At 27.1% G+C, this 18,477-nt stretch carries 21 protein-coding genes; all 21 read left to right on the forward strand.

The features are described from left to right. The first annotated feature begins 3 nt into the window (after positions 1–3). On the forward strand, positions 4–1,329 hold the full coding sequence (locus tag JL105_RS04870) for a pyrimidine-nucleoside phosphorylase (RefSeq protein ID WP_132026172.1): 1,326 nt from the start codon (positions 4–6) through the stop codon (positions 1,327–1,329). Between the two features lie 143 nt (positions 1,330–1,472). Continuing rightward, positions 1,473–2,627 carry a D-alanyl-D-alanine carboxypeptidase family protein gene (locus JL105_RS04875; protein WP_132026174.1) on the forward strand — a complete coding sequence of 385 codons (1,155 nt, stop codon included), beginning with the start codon at positions 1,473–1,475 and terminating at the stop codon, positions 2,625–2,627. A gap of 115 nt (positions 2,628–2,742) precedes the next feature. Continuing rightward, the gene (locus JL105_RS04880) at positions 2,743–3,336 is read left to right on the forward strand and encodes a site-2 protease family protein (protein ID WP_132026176.1); all 594 of its coding nucleotides are present in this window, start codon (positions 2,743–2,745) and stop codon (positions 3,334–3,336) included. A gap of 16 nt (positions 3,337–3,352) precedes the next feature. Further along, complete coding sequence (locus JL105_RS04885; RefSeq protein ID WP_132026178.1) at positions 3,353–4,090, forward strand: segregation and condensation protein A; 738 nt, start codon at positions 3,353–3,355, stop codon at positions 4,088–4,090. Between the two features lie 2 nt (positions 4,091–4,092). Continuing rightward, complete coding sequence (gene scpB, locus JL105_RS04890; RefSeq protein WP_132026180.1) at positions 4,093–4,620, forward strand: SMC-Scp complex subunit ScpB; 528 nt, start codon at positions 4,093–4,095, stop codon at positions 4,618–4,620. A gap of 77 nt (positions 4,621–4,697) precedes the next feature. Next, positions 4,698–5,261 (forward strand): DUF2953 domain-containing protein, encoded by a 564-nt coding sequence (locus JL105_RS04895; RefSeq protein WP_132026182.1) that lies wholly within the window; start codon positions 4,698–4,700, stop codon positions 5,259–5,261. Further along, a complete protein-coding gene (ytfJ, locus tag JL105_RS04900) occupies positions 5,215–5,646 on the forward strand; it encodes a GerW family sporulation protein (protein ID WP_132026184.1) in 432 nt (143 codons plus the stop codon). The genes JL105_RS04895 and ytfJ overlap by 47 nt, the downstream gene beginning before the upstream one ends. A gap of 90 nt (positions 5,647–5,736) precedes the next feature. Beyond that, positions 5,737–6,846, forward strand: coding sequence for a D-alanyl-D-alanine carboxypeptidase family protein (locus tag JL105_RS04905; RefSeq protein WP_132026186.1), 1,110 nt, complete (start codon positions 5,737–5,739; stop codon positions 6,844–6,846). A 106-nt stretch (positions 6,847–6,952) separates the two neighbouring features. Continuing rightward, complete coding sequence (locus JL105_RS04910) at positions 6,953–7,888, forward strand: hypothetical protein (protein ID WP_132026188.1); 936 nt, start codon at positions 6,953–6,955, stop codon at positions 7,886–7,888. 12 nt (positions 7,889–7,900) lie between these two features. Beyond that, positions 7,901–9,175 (forward strand): FAD-dependent oxidoreductase, encoded by a 1,275-nt coding sequence (locus JL105_RS11420; protein ID WP_132026190.1) that lies wholly within the window; start codon positions 7,901–7,903, stop codon positions 9,173–9,175. Positions 9,176–9,243: 68 nt separating this feature from the next. After that, on the forward strand, positions 9,244–9,951 hold the full coding sequence (locus JL105_RS04925; RefSeq protein ID WP_132026192.1) for a pseudouridine synthase: 708 nt from the start codon (positions 9,244–9,246) through the stop codon (positions 9,949–9,951). Positions 9,952–10,121: 170 nt separating this feature from the next. Continuing rightward, positions 10,122–10,694, forward strand: coding sequence for a tRNA 5-(aminomethyl)-2-thiouridylate-methyltransferase MnmM (mnmM, locus tag JL105_RS04930; protein WP_132026194.1), 573 nt, complete (start codon positions 10,122–10,124; stop codon positions 10,692–10,694). Positions 10,695–10,708: 14 nt separating this feature from the next. Next, positions 10,709–12,109, forward strand: a complete 1,401-nt coding sequence (locus JL105_RS04935) for an oxaloacetate decarboxylase subunit alpha (protein ID WP_202690625.1) — start codon at positions 10,709–10,711, stop codon at positions 12,107–12,109. Between the two features lie 219 nt (positions 12,110–12,328). Beyond that, positions 12,329–12,529: a 4Fe-4S dicluster domain-containing protein gene (locus JL105_RS04940; RefSeq protein ID WP_237722312.1), complete on the forward strand. Its 201-nt coding sequence runs from the start codon at positions 12,329–12,331 to the stop codon at positions 12,527–12,529. Between the two features lie 2 nt (positions 12,530–12,531). After that, the gene (locus tag JL105_RS04945; protein WP_132026198.1) at positions 12,532–13,668 is read left to right on the forward strand and encodes a 2-oxoacid:acceptor oxidoreductase subunit alpha; all 1,137 of its coding nucleotides are present in this window, start codon (positions 12,532–12,534) and stop codon (positions 13,666–13,668) included. Positions 13,669–13,670: 2 nt separating this feature from the next. Beyond that, positions 13,671–14,480, forward strand: a complete 810-nt coding sequence (locus tag JL105_RS04950) for a 2-oxoacid:ferredoxin oxidoreductase subunit beta (protein ID WP_132026200.1) — start codon at positions 13,671–13,673, stop codon at positions 14,478–14,480. Positions 14,481–14,492: 12 nt separating this feature from the next. Further along, positions 14,493–15,056 (forward strand): 2-oxoacid:acceptor oxidoreductase family protein, encoded by a 564-nt coding sequence (locus tag JL105_RS04955; protein WP_132026202.1) that lies wholly within the window; start codon positions 14,493–14,495, stop codon positions 15,054–15,056. Continuing rightward, a complete protein-coding gene (locus tag JL105_RS04960; protein ID WP_132026204.1) occupies positions 15,040–15,924 on the forward strand; it encodes a MurR/RpiR family transcriptional regulator in 885 nt (294 codons plus the stop codon). Before JL105_RS04955 ends, JL105_RS04960 begins: the two co-directional genes overlap by 17 nt. Positions 15,925–16,078: 154 nt before the next feature. Then, positions 16,079–16,696, forward strand: a complete 618-nt coding sequence (locus JL105_RS04965) for a histidine phosphatase family protein (RefSeq protein ID WP_132026206.1) — start codon at positions 16,079–16,081, stop codon at positions 16,694–16,696. A gap of 1 nt (position 16,697) precedes the next feature. Further along, the gene (locus JL105_RS04970) at positions 16,698–17,921 is read left to right on the forward strand and encodes a BaiN/RdsA family NAD(P)/FAD-dependent oxidoreductase (protein WP_132026208.1); all 1,224 of its coding nucleotides are present in this window, start codon (positions 16,698–16,700) and stop codon (positions 17,919–17,921) included. A 75-nt stretch (positions 17,922–17,996) separates the two neighbouring features. Next, the gene (locus JL105_RS04975) at positions 17,997–18,443 is read left to right on the forward strand and encodes a hypothetical protein (protein WP_132026210.1); all 447 of its coding nucleotides are present in this window, start codon (positions 17,997–17,999) and stop codon (positions 18,441–18,443) included. Positions 18,444–18,477: the final 34 nt, after the last annotated feature.

The raw sequence follows: 18,477 nt of genomic DNA on the forward strand, positions 1-18,477 counted from the left end.
AATATGAGAATGTATAATATCATAAAGAAAAAAAGAGATGGTGGTGAATTATCAACAGAAGAGATAAATTATTTTGTAGAAAATTATACTAAGGGCAAAATACCTGATTATCAAATTTCAGCACTGTTTATGGCAATATATTTTAATCATATGAATAAAAGAGAAACATTGGATTTAACTAGAGCTATGGTGAATTCTGGTGATAAAGTTGACCTTTCTAGTATTAAAGGAATAAAAGTTGATAAGCATTCTACTGGGGGAGTAGGAGATACTACAACACTCATTTTAGGTCCTATGGTAGCTGCTTGTGGAGTGCCTTTTGCAAAAATGTCTGGAAGAGGACTTGGACATACTGGAGGAACTCTAGATAAATTAGAATCAATAAAGGATTTTAAAGTGGAATTGAGTATTGAAGAATTTATAAGAAATGTGAATAATATAAATATATCTATATGTAGTCAAACAGCTAATATAGCACCTGCTGACAAGAAGTTTTATGCATTAAGAGATGTTACAGCTACTGTAGAGGATATATCTTTAATAGCTAGTAGTATAATGAGTAAAAAACTTGCTATAGGTTCAGATGCTATAATATTAGATGTAAAAGTAGGCAGTGGAGCTTTTATGAAAAATTTAGATGATGCAATAAATTTAGGAAAAGAAATGGTAGATATTGGGATAGGATATGGTAGAGAAACTATAGCTTTAATTACTAATATGGATGAACCATTAGGTAATGCAATTGGTAATGCATTAGAAGTAAAGGAAGCTATAGATGTATTAAGAGGTAATGGACCAAAAGATTTATATGAATTATGCATACAATTAGGAATTAGATTGTTGTTATTATCTAAAAGGGCTAAGACAGAAGAAGAAGCAAAAATTTTATTGGAAGAAACTATTCGTTCTAAAACTGCTTATAATAAATTTGTAGAACTTGTAAAATATCAATATGGAGATATTGATTATGTAAAAAATCCAGAACTTTTACCGAAATCAGATTTTGTTATTGAAGTTAAGAGTGAAAAAGATGGCTATGTAAAGGCTTTAAATGCAGAAGAAATTGGTAAATGTGCTTTAATTTTAGGAGCTGGAAGAGAGACTATGGAATCTAAAATTGATTTTAGTGTGGGTATTGTTTTAAATAAAAAAGTAGATGATAAGGTTAATGTAGGTGATGTATTAGCTTATATACATGCTAATGATATTAATAAAGCAAAAGAAGTAGAAGCGAAGATTAAAGAAATATATATTATTGGAGAAAAAAATAAAGAGAATAAAAAATTAATATATGGTTTAATAAGTAAAGATAATATAGAGATTTATTAAGAAATTGTATCTTAATTTTATTTATTACTGTACTATTCTTTTATAAGGTGATTTTGGTATATTATACCATGTGGTTGATAGTTTGCATAAGTAGTTTTTAAATGGAGAACATAAAAGTAAATAAATCTATGGGAGGTAATGCTGTGAGTAAAAGATTTATATCAATTGTTCTCTGTATAATTATGATGCTATTTACATTTACTACTTATGCTGAAGATAGTTTAGAAATAAAAGCTAGATCAGCAATTTTAATGGATTATCATACTGGTGAAATAATTTATGAGAAGAATCCTCATGATAGACTACCTCCTGCAAGTATTAGCAAAATCATGACTCTTCTATTAGGCATGGAAGCTTTAGAAAATGGAAAAATTAGATTAGAAGATGAGGTTAGAATAAGTGCTCACGCTTCAAAAATGGGAGGAAGTCAATTATGGTTAGAAGAAGGAGAAATTCAGACAGTAGAAAATTTATTTAAAGCTATATGTTTAAGGTCTGCTAACGATGCATCGGTAGCATTAGCAGAGCATATAGCAGGAAGTGAGATGGCATTTGTAAAAATAATGAATGAAAAAGCAAAAGAGTTAGGAATGGAGAATAGCAATTTTATTAATGCAACTGGACTGCCTGATGAAAATCAATATGTATCCGCATATGATGTCGCTAAAATGTCTAGAGAATTATTAAAATATGAAAAAATTCATGAATGGTTAACTATTTATATGGATGAAATAAAAGTAGGAAAAAAGAAAGACAAAGTACAAAGTTTAGTTAATACAAATAGATTAGTAATAGATTATGAAGGAACTACAGGAATAAAAACTGGTTCTACAAATGAGGCTGGTTTTTGTTTATCTGCCTCTGCAAAGCGTGGTAATTTACAATTGATAGCAGTAGTTATGGGAAGTGAAACTTCAAAATCGAGGTTTGAAGAAAGTATAAAATTATTAGATTACGGTTTTGCTAACTATGACTCTTTACTTATTGGTAAAAAAGGAGAGACCATAAGTAAAGTTTTAGTTCATAAGGGTATGGAAGAATATGTTGAAGCGGTTTTAGAAAGAGATGGATATATACTTGTTCCTAAAGGCAAAGGAACAAATATATCAAAGGAAATAATATTACCTGAATTTGTGGAGAGTCCTATAAGTAAAGGAGAAGAAGTTGGCTACTTAGTTATAAGTTTAGACGGAAAAGAGGTTGATAAAATTAGATTGATTTCAAAACATAATATAGATAGAGCTGATTTAAAAAATATGTTTAAAAAAATGTTAAAAAATTTACTTATTAATAAATAGTAAAGTATATATTTGTATTTTTTATAGAAACATTATAAAATAGAATAGGACTAAAATAAACCTCGACTAGGTAGGTCGAGGTTATAATAATTAATGATTAGAAAGAGGACAAGATATGAAAATTGATATATTATTAAATATACCTGGATTATTGGTAGCTATAATTATTCATGAATACGCACATGGTTTTATAGCATACTTACTTGGAGATGATACTGCTAAAAACTCTGGTAGATTAACTCTTAATCCTTTTAAGCATTTTGATATAATTGGATTTGTATTTTTGTTATTATTTAAATTTGGATGGGCAAAGCCTGTACCAATAAATCCTAATAATTTTAAAAAGCGAAAAAGAGATACTATATTAGTATCTTTGGCAGGTCCTTTTTCCAATTTTATATTAGCTATAATAATAAGTTTTATTATATCTTTAGGATTAGTAACTAATAATATTTTATTAAGTATACTAATAATAATGTTATGGTATAATCTAATGTTAGGAGTTTTTAATTTATTACCTTTTCCACCTTTAGATGGTTCTAAAATATTGGCTAGTTTATTACCTAATAAATATGAATATATATTTTACAAATATGAAAGATATTTATATTTAATATTAATTTTATTAATAGTTACAAATACTATTGATAAAATACTTGGACCATTTATAAATTTTAGTTTGAATTTGTTAATTAGAATAGTTGGTTAATATAGGGGTTTTTTGTATGGAATATAAAATTATACTAGAGTCTTTTGAAGGACCTATGGATTTATTGTTACATCTTATAGATGAAGCAAAGATTGATATATATGATATTCCTATAAATGAGATAACAGAACAATATTTAGAATATATTACTAAGATGGAAGAGTTGGATTTGGAAATTACAAGTGATTTTTTGTTGATGGCTGCTACATTACTTGAAATAAAATCAAAGATGCTTCTTCCTCAACTTGATAAAAATGAAGAAAAGCAATTGGAAATGGAAGAAAATGATCCTAGATTAGAATTAACTAAAAAATTGATAGAATATAAAAAATTTAAGTATATTTCTAAAGAACTAAAAGAATATGAAGAAATCCAAAGAAAAGTTTTTTACAAACCTAAAGAAGATTTATCTTTATTTATAGAAGAAGATGAAAGTTTAAAGCCAATGGATTTAGATGAACTGGTAAAAGCCTTCAATTGTATACTTGCTAAAACTAAAGACAGTAATAATATTATTGATGTAGATAAGATACAAAGAGAAGAATATACACTAGATAAATGTATGGAAAATATAAAAAAGAAATTAAGTAATAAAAAACAAATAAAGTTTCAGCATTTATTTGACGAGAATGTTGATAAGCAAGAAATAATAGTTACGTTCTTGTCTTTACTTGAATTAATTAAAATGAAAGAAGTTGTTGTATATCAAGAAAAAAATTTTTCAAATATTGTGATTAAAAAAAGAGGTGTTTGATAGTGGATGAACGGGAGATAAAGGCAATAATAGAAGCATTATTATTTGTTTGGGGTGATCCTTTATCTTTAAGTGATATATCTAGAATTATTGAATTAGATGAAGAAAATGTAAAAGAAATATTAGATAATATGATTGCTGAATTTGATTTCTATAGAAGGGGTTTAAAAATAATATGTATAGAGGACAAGTATCAATTAGCTACTAGACCTGAACATTATCAATGGATTAAAAAGTTAACTCATGAAAAGAAAACTAAAAGCTTATCAGCAGCAGCTTTAGAAACTTTATCTATTATTGCTTATAAACAGCCTATAACTAAAAATGAAATAGAAGACATAAGAGGAGTTAGATGTGATAAGGTCATAGATACATTGCAAGAAAAAGGTTTAATAGAAGAAAAAGGGCGACTAGAAAGAACTGGTCGTCCAATAATATATGGCACTACAAGTGAATTTTTAAAATATTTTGGTTTAGAAAGCTTAAAAGATTTACCTTCGCTTAAGGATATAAGAATAAAAAAAGAATAATACCTTTTAAAAGGTATTATTCTTTTTTTATTTGGAAAGATATAGTTATAGTAATTCATTTACATTGGGGTGTTTACATGAAATATTTATTAATTTTAATACTTTTATTAACTTTTATTTTGTTATTATCGTATATAAAATTTAATATTCAATTTATATATAAAACTGATGAAGTAAAGTTTGAGATGTCTATATCTTTATTTAAGATTTTTAATTTTAAAATAAAACCATTTAGCGATAAAAAACGGAAGATAAATAAAAAAAGTGGTTTTAATCAATTTTATTTGAATAAAGATTTTTTAAATTATATATTGGATAAAATTATATTAAAGCAATTAACGTGGAAAACTAAAATAGGATTTAATGATGCATTTTTAACAGCTATAGTATATGGAAGTATTTGGAGTATAAAAAGCGTTTTAATTAGTTTTATATTAACAAATAAAGAAATAGAATATTTAGATTTTGATGTTGAAGCTATATTTAATAAAGAAGAACTCAATGTTTTATTTAATTGTATAATAAGAATAAGAATGGTTTATATTATAATTATATGGATTAAAATATTAAGAATGCGTAAAGGTGGTGGCAAAAATGTCAGAACATCCAATAGAAGGGCTTATGCATACAACAATGAATAGCTTAAAAGAAATGGTTGATGTAAATACTATTATTGGTGACCCAGTTCAATCAGAAGACGGTTTAATTATTATACCAGTTTCAAAAATTTGCTTTGGTTTTGCATCTGGAGGAACAGAGTTTAAAAAAATATTAAATAATAAGGAAACAAACATTTCTGATGAGAAATTACCTTTTGGAGGGGGTAGTGGTGCAGGAGTTTCAGTTCAACCAGTAGGTTTTATTGTTGTAGGAAATGATCAAATTAAGTTACTAACAGTGGATGAAGGAAATACAGCTTTAAGTAGTTTATTTGATTTTCTAGGTAAGGTAGTAGATAATGTGCAGGAATCTATGACTAAAAATAAAGCTAAGAATGATTATGATGATTCCATAGATATTAGCTAAATATAATCAAATATTAAAATTAGTTTATTGGAGAAGCAGAATATTTCTGCTTCTATTAATTTAATTATTAAAATGAAAGGAAGATTCTATTTGAAAAAAAATATTTTTATATTATTGCTTACTATCATCTTGTTTATAAGTAGTTATTCATTTGGGCAAAAACCGAATATTAGTGCACAAAGTGCTATATTAATGGATAAAGAGTCGGGTAGAATACTAATTGAATATAATCCTTATATAAGATTACCCATGGCTAGCACTACCAAAATAATGACAGCATTAATTGCATTAGAAAGAGGAAATATAAATGATAAGATTGAAATAAAAAAACATTATGTGGGTGTTGAAGGCTCTAGCATATATCTTTATGAAGGTGAAATTATAAGTTTAGAAGATTTATTATATGGTTTAATGTTAAGATCTGGAAATGATGCTGCTATTGCTATAGCTGATTATATTGGGGGTAATATTGAACAATTTGTATTTATGATGAACCAAAAGGCTAAAATTATTGGTGCTAATAATACAAATTTTGTGAATCCTCATGGTCTTCATGATGATAATCATTATACAACAGCTTATGATCTTGCATTAATAACTAAAGAAGCAATGAATATTGAGAAATTTACAGAAATTGTGAAGTCGAAAATGTGGAAGGCTCATAGGGAGAAAAATAATTTATTCTATAATAAAAATAATACTCTTTGGGAATATGAAGGAGGTGATGGGGTAAAAATTGGATATACTATAAGGGCAGGAAGATGTTTAGTATCTAGTGCAACTCGGAATGGGCGTACTATTATTGCAATAGTGCTTAATGATAGAAATTGGTTTAATGATTGTTATAATTTACTAGATTATGGATTTGAGAATTTTAGAAACTATGTAATATTTGATAGAGGTCAGTGTTTGAGAGAAATTGCTGTGATAAATGGCAGGAAAGATTTTGTATCAGTTGTGATAAAAAATTTATTTACTTATCCATTAAAAGAAGAGGAACTAGATAAAGTTAAAATCTATATTGATTTACCAAATGAAATACTTGCACCAATAGAAAAAAATCAAGTTATAGGTAAAGCTAGGGTATATTTAGATGGAGTATTAATCCATGAGGAAGATATTATATCTAAAGAAGCTGTAGCAAAACTAGGTTTTTTTGAGAGTTTAATTAAAACTATAAACACAAAAGATAAAAATTGAAATTTATATCATATATTTATTAGCCCTCAGGGCTTTTTTATTTGTCACAAATGAGGGTTATTTTAAATATGTTATATATATGAAAGGATTTTGAGAGGTGATTTATATGAATTTTTATAAGTGTATGGATTCTGGTAGTAAATATTGTCCGTGTAATTTAGCATATACTATGGATTGTATTTCTTGTTCTCATTTAAGAGGAGAAGATTTTTGTGATTGTATATGGAACGGAGTTTGTATTCTTTATGAAAAATATATGAAGAATGAAGAAGATATAAACCAGAGAAAAGATTATAAAGGGAAAATAATAGAAAAAATATCTTTAGATAGAAATTTATATCTATTGAAAATAAAATTGGATAAGAGTTTTATAAGAGATTTAGATATCATAGGTTCCTATATATTTATTAGAAAAAATAATACTAATTCTCATTATGATACTCCTATGTCAGTATTTAATTTGGATGAAGATCATATATATATTGTGTATCAAGAAATAGGACCTAAAACTAAAAATTTTAATAAGGGAGATAAGCTAATTATAAAAGGGCCATACTGGAGTGGAATAATAGGAGATGGAGACTTATCAAAACAAGAAAATAGTTCTATACTTATTGTTGCTAGAGGAATTGGGCAATCGTCAATTTTAATACCTATAAATAAACTACTTAATAAAGGAAATGATATAGTATTGTTTTTAGATAAAGGAAAATTTAATTCTTTGTATTCCATTGACTATATGGATACTGAAAAGATAAGAATAATACCTATAGATTTATTTAATTATGAAGATGAATTGATGTTAAGAAAATACATTAAAGAAAATTCAGTTGATGTAATATTTAGTGCTGGATCAGATATGGTCCATCGAAAAATAAAATCTATAATAGAAAAATCTACAAAATCAATTAAATGGTTTGTTTCTAATAATAGCGTTATTTGTTGTGGCGAGGGTATATGTGGTGCTTGCATAAGAAAAACAAAAGATAAAGATAAAATTAAGCTGTGTAAGACTATGATTAATCCAATAAATATTTATTAAGGAGGAATCTTTATGAATAAGGTAGTAATTATAGGCGGTGGTTGGGCTGGATGTGCAGCGAGTATAGCTGCTATTAAGTTAGGAGTTTCAGTGGTTCTAATTGAAAAAACAGATATGTTACTAGGTTTAGGTAATGTAGGAGGGATAATGAGAAATAATGGTCGATATACAGCAGCAGAAGAAAATATTTTTTTAGGAAGAGATGAGCTATTTGATATAACAGATAAATTTACTTTGCATAAAGATATAGAATTCCCTGGTCATAAACATGCATATTTATATGATGTAACAAAAATTGAACCAGCTGTTAGAAAATTAATATTATCATTAGGTGTTGAATTAAAGTTGCAAAAACGAGCTATAGATGTAATATTAGAAGATGATTATATAAAAGGTATTGTACTAGATGATGGAGAAATAATATATGGTGATGGTTTTATAGAAACAACAGGCTCTACTGGTCCTATGGGAAATTGCCTGAAGTATGGTAACGGTTGTGCTATGTGTATTTTAAGGTGTCCTACTTTTGGTCCAAGAATTAGTATAAGTCAAAAAGCTGGAGTTAAGGATATAGTAGGTATGAAGAAGGATGGTTCTTATGGAGCATTTAGTGGTTCTTGTAAACTAAATAAAGATTCATTAAGTATTGAAATAAAAAATGAGTTGGAAGAAAAAGGAGTTGTATTACTTCCTATTCCTCAGGAAGATATTAAGCGAGAAAAATTGTCTAAAAAAGTATGTCAACAATATGCATTAGATGAATATGCAGAAAATGTAATATTATTGGATACTGGGCATGCTAAGATGATGACACCATTTTATCCATTAGAAAAACTTAGAAAAATTAGAGGCTTAGAAAATGCTCGTTATGAAGATCCATATTCAGGTGGTATAGGTAATTCAGTAAGATATCTATCTATTGCTCCAAGGGATAATACTATGAAAGTTAAGGGAATAAAAAATTTGTTTTGTGCAGGTGAAAAATCAGGTCTATTTGTTGGGCACACAGAAGCAATTGTTACAGGCAGTTTGGCAGGATACAATAGTGTCAGATATGTATTTAATAGAGAGTTATTAAAACTTCCTACAGATTTGGCTATTGGAGATTTAATTTATTTTGTAAATAAAAAAATGAAAACAGAAGAAGGTTTAAAAGATAGATATACCTTTGCAGGAAGTACTTATTTTAATAGAATGATTGATAAAGGTTTATATACTACTAATGATCAGCAAATAAGAGATAGAGTTGAAAAATTAGGATTATTAAATATATATAATAGAATTTAATGATAATTTACAAGATAGATAAAAAAAGGTATTATATACTATAGTTGAACTTAGAAAGGATGAGGTAGATGAGGTTACAGAAATATATGGCTAAATGTGGTGTGGCTTCAAGAAGAAAGTCTGAAGAAATTATACTTGAAGGTAGGGTAAAGGTAAATGGAATTATTGAAAAGAAACTAGGTACTGTTATTGATCCAAATAAAGATGTGATAGAAGTTGACAATAAAATAATTAATATGGAGGAAAATAAAGTATATATTATGTTAAACAAACCTGAAGGATATGTCACAACTGTAAAGGATAAATATAGTAAAAAGATTGTATTAGATTTAATAGTTGGAATTGATGAAAGAATCTATCCAGTAGGTAGATTAGATTCAGAAACAACTGGATTGTTGCTTATGACTAATGATGGAGATTTAACTTATAAATTAACCCATCCAAGTTATCAAGTTCCTAAAAAATATATTGCTTTAGTAGAAGGTATACCAAATAATAAAAAACTTCATAAATTTAGAAGAGGACTTAAAATAGATGGAAGGATAACAGCAGAAGCGTATATAAAAATACTAAAAGAATATAAGAATACTTCATTATTAGAAATTTCAATACATGAAGGGAGAAATAGACAAATAAGGAAAATGTGTCAGCATATTGGTCACCCAGTCATTAAGTTAAAAAGAGTAGCTATTGGAGAATTAGAACTGGGGAAATTAGAAGTTGGAAAATGGAGATACTTAACTTCTAAAGAAGTTAAGTATCTCAAAACGCTTTAGTATTGTAGCGATATACAGCACTACAATACTTTTATTTAACCTTTATTTTTAATATAATATCTATTATAATTGATGTAGAGTTAAAAAAAGACAAAATAATTATAATTGTATTATTTAATTAGAAGAATATATATAATTTTTTTGAGTATGTTGTTTATGTGGTGATAAAAATGAAATTTAAACATTTTATTAATCCAGTAGAAACAGTAAAAAAAATAATGTATTATTACGTGAAAGAAGGATATATAGCATTAGATTGTACCGTAGGGAATGGCAAAGATACTTTAAGATTAGCTAAATTAGTTGGTAAAAACGGCAAAGTATATGGATTTGATATTCAAGGGGAGGCAATAAATAATACAAAAAATAAATTAAAAGAATTAGGTTTAGAACAAAATGTTATTTTAATTAATGATGGACATGAAAATATAAATAAATATATTCATGAAAACTTAGATTTTATAGTTTATAATTTAGGATATTTACCAGGAGGAGATAAAAATATTAAAACCCAACCTACAACAACTATAAAAAGTTTAAAAAAGGCTCTACCACTTTTAAATAACAATGGGTTATTACTAATTACTTGCTATGTTGGGCATGATGGAGGAAAAGAAGAACAAGAAATAGTGGAAATTTTTTTAAAATCTTTGGATCAAAAGATGTATAATGTTTTACAATTTAAATTTATTAATCAAAGAAACAATCCGCCAATATTATATGGCGTAGAAAAAACATATTAACAGGAGGGATAATAATGGCAGGTATAAAAATAACAGATACAACTTTAAGAGATGCACACCAATCTTTAATAGCTACAAGAATGAAAACAGAAGATATGCTACCTATAGCAGATAAGATTGATAAGGTAGGTTTTTATTCTTTGGAAGTTTGGGGTGGTGCAACTTTTGATGCTTGTCTAAGATTTTTAAATGAAGATCCATGGGAAAGATTAAGGAAATTAAGAAAAACAGTCAAGAATACTAAACTTCAAATGCTATTGAGGGGACAAAATCTTTTAGGCTATAGGCACTATCCTGATGATGTAGTGGAGGAATTTATTAAAAAATCTATTGAAAATGGAATAGATATAATTAGAATATTTGATGCTTTAAATGATCCAAGAAATATTAAGAAATCTTTAGAAGCAACTAAAAAATATGGTGGACATGCTCAAGCTGCTATATCTTATACTACAAGTCCTGTTCATAATAATGAATATTACATAAATTTAGCGATTGAAATGGAAAAAATGGGTGCTGATTCTATATGTATTAAAGATATGTCAGGAATTTTATTACCTTATGAAGCTGAAAAGTTAGTTAAAGGGTTAAAAGAGCAAATATCTGTCCCAATTCAAATTCATTCTCACTTTACTAGCGGAATAGCAAATCAAACTTATATGAAAGCCATAGAAGCAGGAGCTGATATAATAGATACAGCTATTTCTCCTTTAGGGATGGGAACTAGTCAACCTGCTACTGAATCTATGATAGCTTCTTTACAAAATTCACCATATTATCCTAATGAAATAGATATGGATCTACTTTTAGAAATAACTGATTATTTTAAGGACTTAAGAGATAAATATTTAGAAGAAGGATTGCTTGATGTAAAAGTATTAAATGTAGATGTAAGAACTTTAAAATATCAAGTACCTGGGGGAATGCTTTCTAATTTAGTTTCACAATTAAAGGAACAAGGAGCTTTAGATAAGCTTGATGAAGTGTTAGAAGAGGTTCCAAAGGTTAGAGAAGATTTAGGGTATCCACCTCTAGTTACTCCTATGAGTCAAATGGTTGGGACTCAAGCAGTGTTAAATGTATTATTAGGTGAAAGGTATAAGATGGTTCCTAAAGAAGCCAAAGATTATGTTAGAGGTTTATATGGCAAACCAACAGTTCCAATAAAAGAAGAGATAAAGAAGAAGATAATAGGTGACGAGGAAGTATATACAGGAAGACCAGCAGATTTATTAGAACCTGAATTAGATAAATTGAAAAATGAAATAAAAGAATATATAGAGCAAGAAGAAGATGTATTAACCTATGCATTATTTCCTCAAGTTGCTATGGATTTTTTTAAATATAGACAAGCAAAAAAGTATAAGATAGATAATAATTTATTAGATGATGAATTTAAGACTTATCCCATATAAAAACAAGCCCACGCATGGGCTTGTTTTTATATGGGTTCATTATTGATAAATGAATGACTTGAAATTTAAATTTCATTTTGTACTTAATTAATTTACAAATAAAATGAAATAAATCTTGCATATTTAATTAATTTACAAATAAAATGAAATAAATCTTGCACATTTGAAATAATTTTGATATTATAAAAATAGAAAATATCATAACAAGGGGGAAGGACATTGACTAAAAAAATGTTAAAAAAGCTTAATTTAGAAAAAGAATTGTGTAAAGGTTGTGGAATATGTGTTGCCTTCTGTCCGAAGAATGTTTTAGTTTTGAAACAAGGTAAAGCAGAAATAAAAAATCTAGACGATTGTATACAATGTGGTCAATGTGAATTAAGGTGTCCAGATTACGCTATTTATTTAGGAGGGATATAAAAATGTCAGAAAATACAGTAAAGCTAATGCAAGGTAATGAGGCTTGTGTAGAAGGAGCAATTGCTGCAGGTATGAGGTTTTATGCTGGTTATCCTATAACTCCTTCAACAGAGATTGCAGAGCTTTCAGCAGAAAAGTTACCAAGGATAGGTGGTAAATTTATTCAAATGGAAGATGAAATTGCAAGCATTAGTGCTATTATTGGAGCTTCTTTGGCTGGTAAAAAATCTATGACAGCCACTAGTGGTCCAGGTTTTTCATTAAAACAGGAAGGTATAGGTTATGCAGTTATGGCAGAAATTCCTTGTGTTATAGTTAATGTTCAAAGAGGTGGTCCTAGTACTGGATTGCCTACTTCGCCAGCTCAGGGAGATATAATGCAAGCTAGATGGGGAACTCATGGGGATCATTCAATTATTGCTTTATATCCTTCTACAGTAAGAGAAATATATGATACTACTATAAAAGCTTTTAATTTTGCAGAAAAATATAGAACACCAGTTATATTATTGATGGATGAAGTTATAGCACATATGAGAGAAAAAGTAAAGATACCTGATAAAGATGAGATAACGGTTATTAATAGGAAAAAACCTAATATTAAACCTGACGAATATTTACCATATAAAGTAGAAGAGAATGATTTTGTTCCTGCAATGGCAAACTTTGGAGAAGGATATAGATATCATGTTACTGGTTTAGTTCATGATGAAACAGGGTTTCCAACTAGCAATCATCATATAGCTGAAAATCTCGTAAATAGATTGGTTAATAAGATAGAAGATAATATAGAAGATATAGTAGAATATGAGGAATATCAATCAAAAGATGCAGAAGAAATAATTGTTGCTTATGGAGCTACAGCTAGGTCAGTAAAATCTGCAATTGATGTATTAAGGAAAGAAGGAATAAAGATTGGATTGTTTAGACCTATAACTATATGGCCTATAGCAGAGAAACAACTAAAAGAAATATCCAAGAAAGTAAATAAAATTACAGTAATAGAGATGAATATGGGACAATATTTTAATGAAGTAGATAGAATTGCTGGCAAAGATACAAAAGTAAATAAGTATAATAGAGTAAATGGAGAGTTAATTACTCCAGAGGAAATTGTTTCTTTTATTAAGGAGGGTTAAAAGTGCCAAGTGAATTGATAAATAAATATTTTAGAACTGAAAGTTTACCTCATATTTGGTGTCCTGGATGTGGTAATGGTATAATTACTAGAGCTATTGTAAAAGCTATAGATAATTTAAATTTAAAACAAGATGATGTGTGTATAGTTTCAGGTATTGGGTGTTCATCTAGAGCATCTGGATATTTAGATTTTAATACTGTACATACTACACATGGAAGAGCTTTAGCTTTCGCTACAGGTATAAAATTTGCAAATCCTAATTTACATGTAATAGTGATAACAGGAGATGGAGATTGTGCTGCTATTGGAGGTAATCATTTAATACATGCTGCAAGAAGGAATATAGATTTAACAACTGTAGTTTTTAATAATAATATTTATGGAATGACTGGTGGACAATATTCTCCAACTACACCTACTGGAGATAAAGGTACAACTGCACCTTATGGAAATATAGATGCTAATTTTGATTTATGTGAGTTAGCTAAAGCTGCAGGAGCTACATATGTAAGTAGATCTACTGTATATAGTGCTAATATGATAATAAAACAAGTAGAAGAAGGTATAAAAAATAAAGGATTTTCTTTTATAGAAGCTATAAGTATATGTCCTACCTATTATGGTAGAAAAAATAAAAAAGGTGATGCAGTAGATATGATGAAATATTTAAAAGATAACTCTATAAATAAAGCTACTTATGAAAAGTTATCAAAAGAAGAACAGGAAAATAAAATTGTTGTAGGTGAAATATATAAAACTCAAATGCCCGAGTATACCGAAAAGTATCAAAAAATTATAGAATTATTTTAAAGGAGAGATAAAATGATGCGTCAAGAGTTAAGATTAAGTGGTTCAGGAGGACAAGGACTTATTTTAGCGGGAATTATATTAGCAGAAGCAGCATTATATGATGGAAAGAATGTTGTTCAATCTCAATCTTATGGCCCAGAAGCAAGAGGTGGAGCTAGTAAAGCTGAAGTTATAATAAGTGATGAAACTATAAATTATCCAAAAATTAATAAGTGTGATATACTATTGTGTTTGACACAAAAAGCTTGTGATAAATACATTGAATCATTGAAACCGGGAGGTATATTAATATTAGATGATACAATATCAAATATACCTAATAGAGAGGATATAAAAATATATAAGGTTCCTATATTAGAAACAGCTTCTAAAAATTTAAAAAGTTTTATGGTAGCAAACATTGTTGCACTAGGAAGTATTTATGAATTAACTAAAATAGTTACTAAAGAATCTTTAGAAAAGGCTGTGTTAAATAGAGTTCCTAAAGGAACAGAGCAATTAAACAGAAAAGCATTAGAAGAAGGATTTAATTTAATATCAAATAAAAAGGAAAGCTCTTATGGAGAAGTATGCTGATATTATTAAAATAATACAAAACAATTTTAATACTCTCAGTAAAGGACAAAAATTAATAGCTGAATATATAATGAATAATTATGATAAAGCTGCTTTTATGACAGCTGCAAAACTAGGGGAAACAGTGGGAGTAAGTGAATCTACTGTAGTACGATTTGCTAATACTTTAGGATATGATGGATATAAAGAACTTCAAAAAGAATTACAAGAATTAATAAGAAATAAATTAACTACTGTACAGAGAATTTCTTTAAGTAAAGATTTTTCAGATTATGAAAATACTATTAAGCAAGTAATAAAAAAAGATATAGATAATATTGAAAAGACATTAAAAGAAATAGATTACCATGCCTTTAAGGAAGCTGTTGAAATTACTTTAGAAGCAGACAATATATATATATTAGGTCTTAGAAGTTCTTCATTTTTAGCAGGGTATTTAGGATTTTACTTAAATTTCTTATTAGATAATGTAAAAGTTATATCATTTGGACCAAATGATATATTTGAACAATTATTAAGATCAACTAAAGATGATGTAATCATTGGTATAAGCTATCCTAGATATTCAAAAAGAACTTTAGAAGCTTTAAATTATGGAAAAGAAAAAGGTTGTAAAATAATTGGTATAACTGATAGTTTGGTTTCACCAGCAGCTCAATATGCTGATGTAACATTGATTGCAAGTAGTAACATGTTATCTTTTGTAGATTCTTTAGTAGCTCCTATGAGCCTAATAAATGCTTTCATAGTTGCTCTTGGTATGGAAAAGAAAGAAGATATAACCGTCTATTTTGAAGATTTAGAAAGAATATGGAAAGAACAAAGTGTATATGATACTAATAATAAAAATAACAATAGCAAAGATTAAAATTAAATTGCCTAGACATCTAGGCAATTTAATTTTAAAACAAATAGGCAAAAGTAATCATAATTAATATTATCATAAACGATAATAAATAAACAAATAAATAATAATTATGATATAATATCAATATAAAAAACAAAAAAATGGAGGTACTAGAATGAAGAAAATATACCTAGTTAGACATGGAGAATCCCAATGGAATCCAATAAAAAAAATACAAGGTCAAACAGATATCCCTCTTACAAAAAAAGGTTTAAATCAAGCTCATTTAATAGGAAACAGATTAATTAGTGAAAACATAGATAAAATATATTCAAGTGACTTAAAAAGAGCTTATACTACAGCTAAAATAATTGGCAATAAAATAAAATTAGAAGTAACTATTATGAAAGAATTTAGAGAGATAAATTTTGGTATTTGGGAAGGTATGACAAATGAAGAGTTATTACAAAATTTTTATGATGAAATACAAATTTGGAGAAGAAACCCAGAAAAACTTAGTCTTGAAAAGAGCGAATCATTACAAATGCTTCAAGAAAGAGCAATGAAAGGAATAAATAATATAATTGCCGAAAACAAAGAAAAGAGTAACATTTTAGTAGTATCACATGGTGCTACTATCAAAACTATAATATTAGGATTATTGAATATTGATTTAACTCATTTTAAAAATTTAACAATAAGTAATACAGGATTAACAATCATTGAATTTAGAGAATATAATCCAGTAATAAAAATTTTAAATGATATATGTCATTTAAAGGAGTGCTTATAAGATGTCAGAAAAAATAGCTGTAATTGGTGGAGGTCCTGCTGGAATGATTGCTGCTGGATTTGCAGGTTCCAGAGGCAAAAATGTAACATTAATTGAAAAAAACAATAAATTAGGTAAAAAATTATTCATAACAGGGAAAGGGAGATGTAATATTACCAATGCTACTCCAATAGATAATTTTTTTGATAATGTAACAACTAATAAAGATTTTATGTATAGTGGATTTTATTCCTTTACTAATGAAGATATAATAAACTTGTTAAAATCTTATGGACTTAATGTAAAAATTGAAAGAGGAAATAGAGTTTTTCCTTTTACAGATAAATCTGATGACGTCATAAAAGTATTTGAAAAATTTTTAATAAATAATAATGTAAAAATTTTACTAAATATGGAAGTAAAAGATATATATAAAGACAAAGAAGAATTTATTATAAAGTTTAAAAATAAGGATACTCTAAGATTTCAAAAAATAATTTTAGCAACAGGTGGTAAATCATATCCCTCAACAGGTTCAACTGGAGAAGGTTACAAGTTTGCTAAAAAGCTTGGACATAGTTTAATACCTTTAAGACCATCTTTAGTACCTATAGAAGTTAAAGATAGTTGGGTAAAAGAGGTGCAAGGCTTATCATTAAAAAATGTTAATTTAACTTCTTATATTGAGGATAGAAAAATTCATGAAGAATTTGGAGAAATGGTTTTTACTCATTATGGAATTTCTGGTCCTATAGTTTTATCTATGAGTAACTATATAAATAAGTACAAAAACAAAAATATTAAATTAGCTATAGACTTAAAACCAGCTTTATCCGAAGAAAAATTAGATTCACGAATTTTAAGAGATTTTGAAAAATATAAAAACAAACAGATAAAAAATGTTTTAAAAAATTTATTACCTCAAAGGTTAATTCCAATAATAATTAAAAAGGTCGAAATAAATGAAGAAAAACCTGTTAATCAAATAACTAGAACCGAAAGAATTAAATTAGTTTATACACTAAAAAATTTATTTTTAACTTTTAAAAAATTTAGACCTATAGAAGAAGCTATAATTACATCAGGAGGAGTATCTACACAAGAAATAAATTCTTCTACTATGGAATCAAAAATTGTCTCTGGATTATATTTTGCAGGAGAAATTATAGATGTAGATGCATTAACAGGAGGTTATAATTTACAAATAGCTTATTCGACAGGTTATTTAGCTGGGACTAATATATAAAATGATTTCATAATAACCACATTATTTGTAAACAATAAGCATAAAGTATTATAAATAAAGGATTAGGAGGTTATTATGAAATTATCATTCAATAAGATAGAAAAATTATTATTATTTTTGTTTTCTTTTTGTTTTATACTATTATCGATAATTCAATTTATAACTTATAAAAATAACAATGGAATATATATATACAATGTAGGGATCAAAAATAAATCATTACCTTTTTTTGATGATAATGAATTAAAAGACAAAGGAATAATTATATTAAAAAATATGACCCCAAATTACAAAAATATAAAAATATTATTAAATGGCGAACCTGTTGGTGAATTTAGCAATGATGAAGTACAGATACATGTATCCCATAATGACATCATAGAAATAGATGGTACAAAATATAATAATCACTTAAAAGTGAAAGTAATTGGAATAAGTAGTAATATTGAAACTCCTAAATTAAATACAATTATTACTACTTTTCAAAGCATAGAAATTCTAGGTAAAGTTCGATTAAAATAACTTGTTAGATTGTGTTTTTTAATATATAATTATT

Origin of the sequence: Keratinibaculum paraultunense, from assembly GCF_016767175.1 — a bacterium.
Classification (GTDB): domain Bacteria; phylum Bacillota; class Clostridia; order Tissierellales; family Tepidimicrobiaceae; genus Keratinibaculum; species Keratinibaculum paraultunense.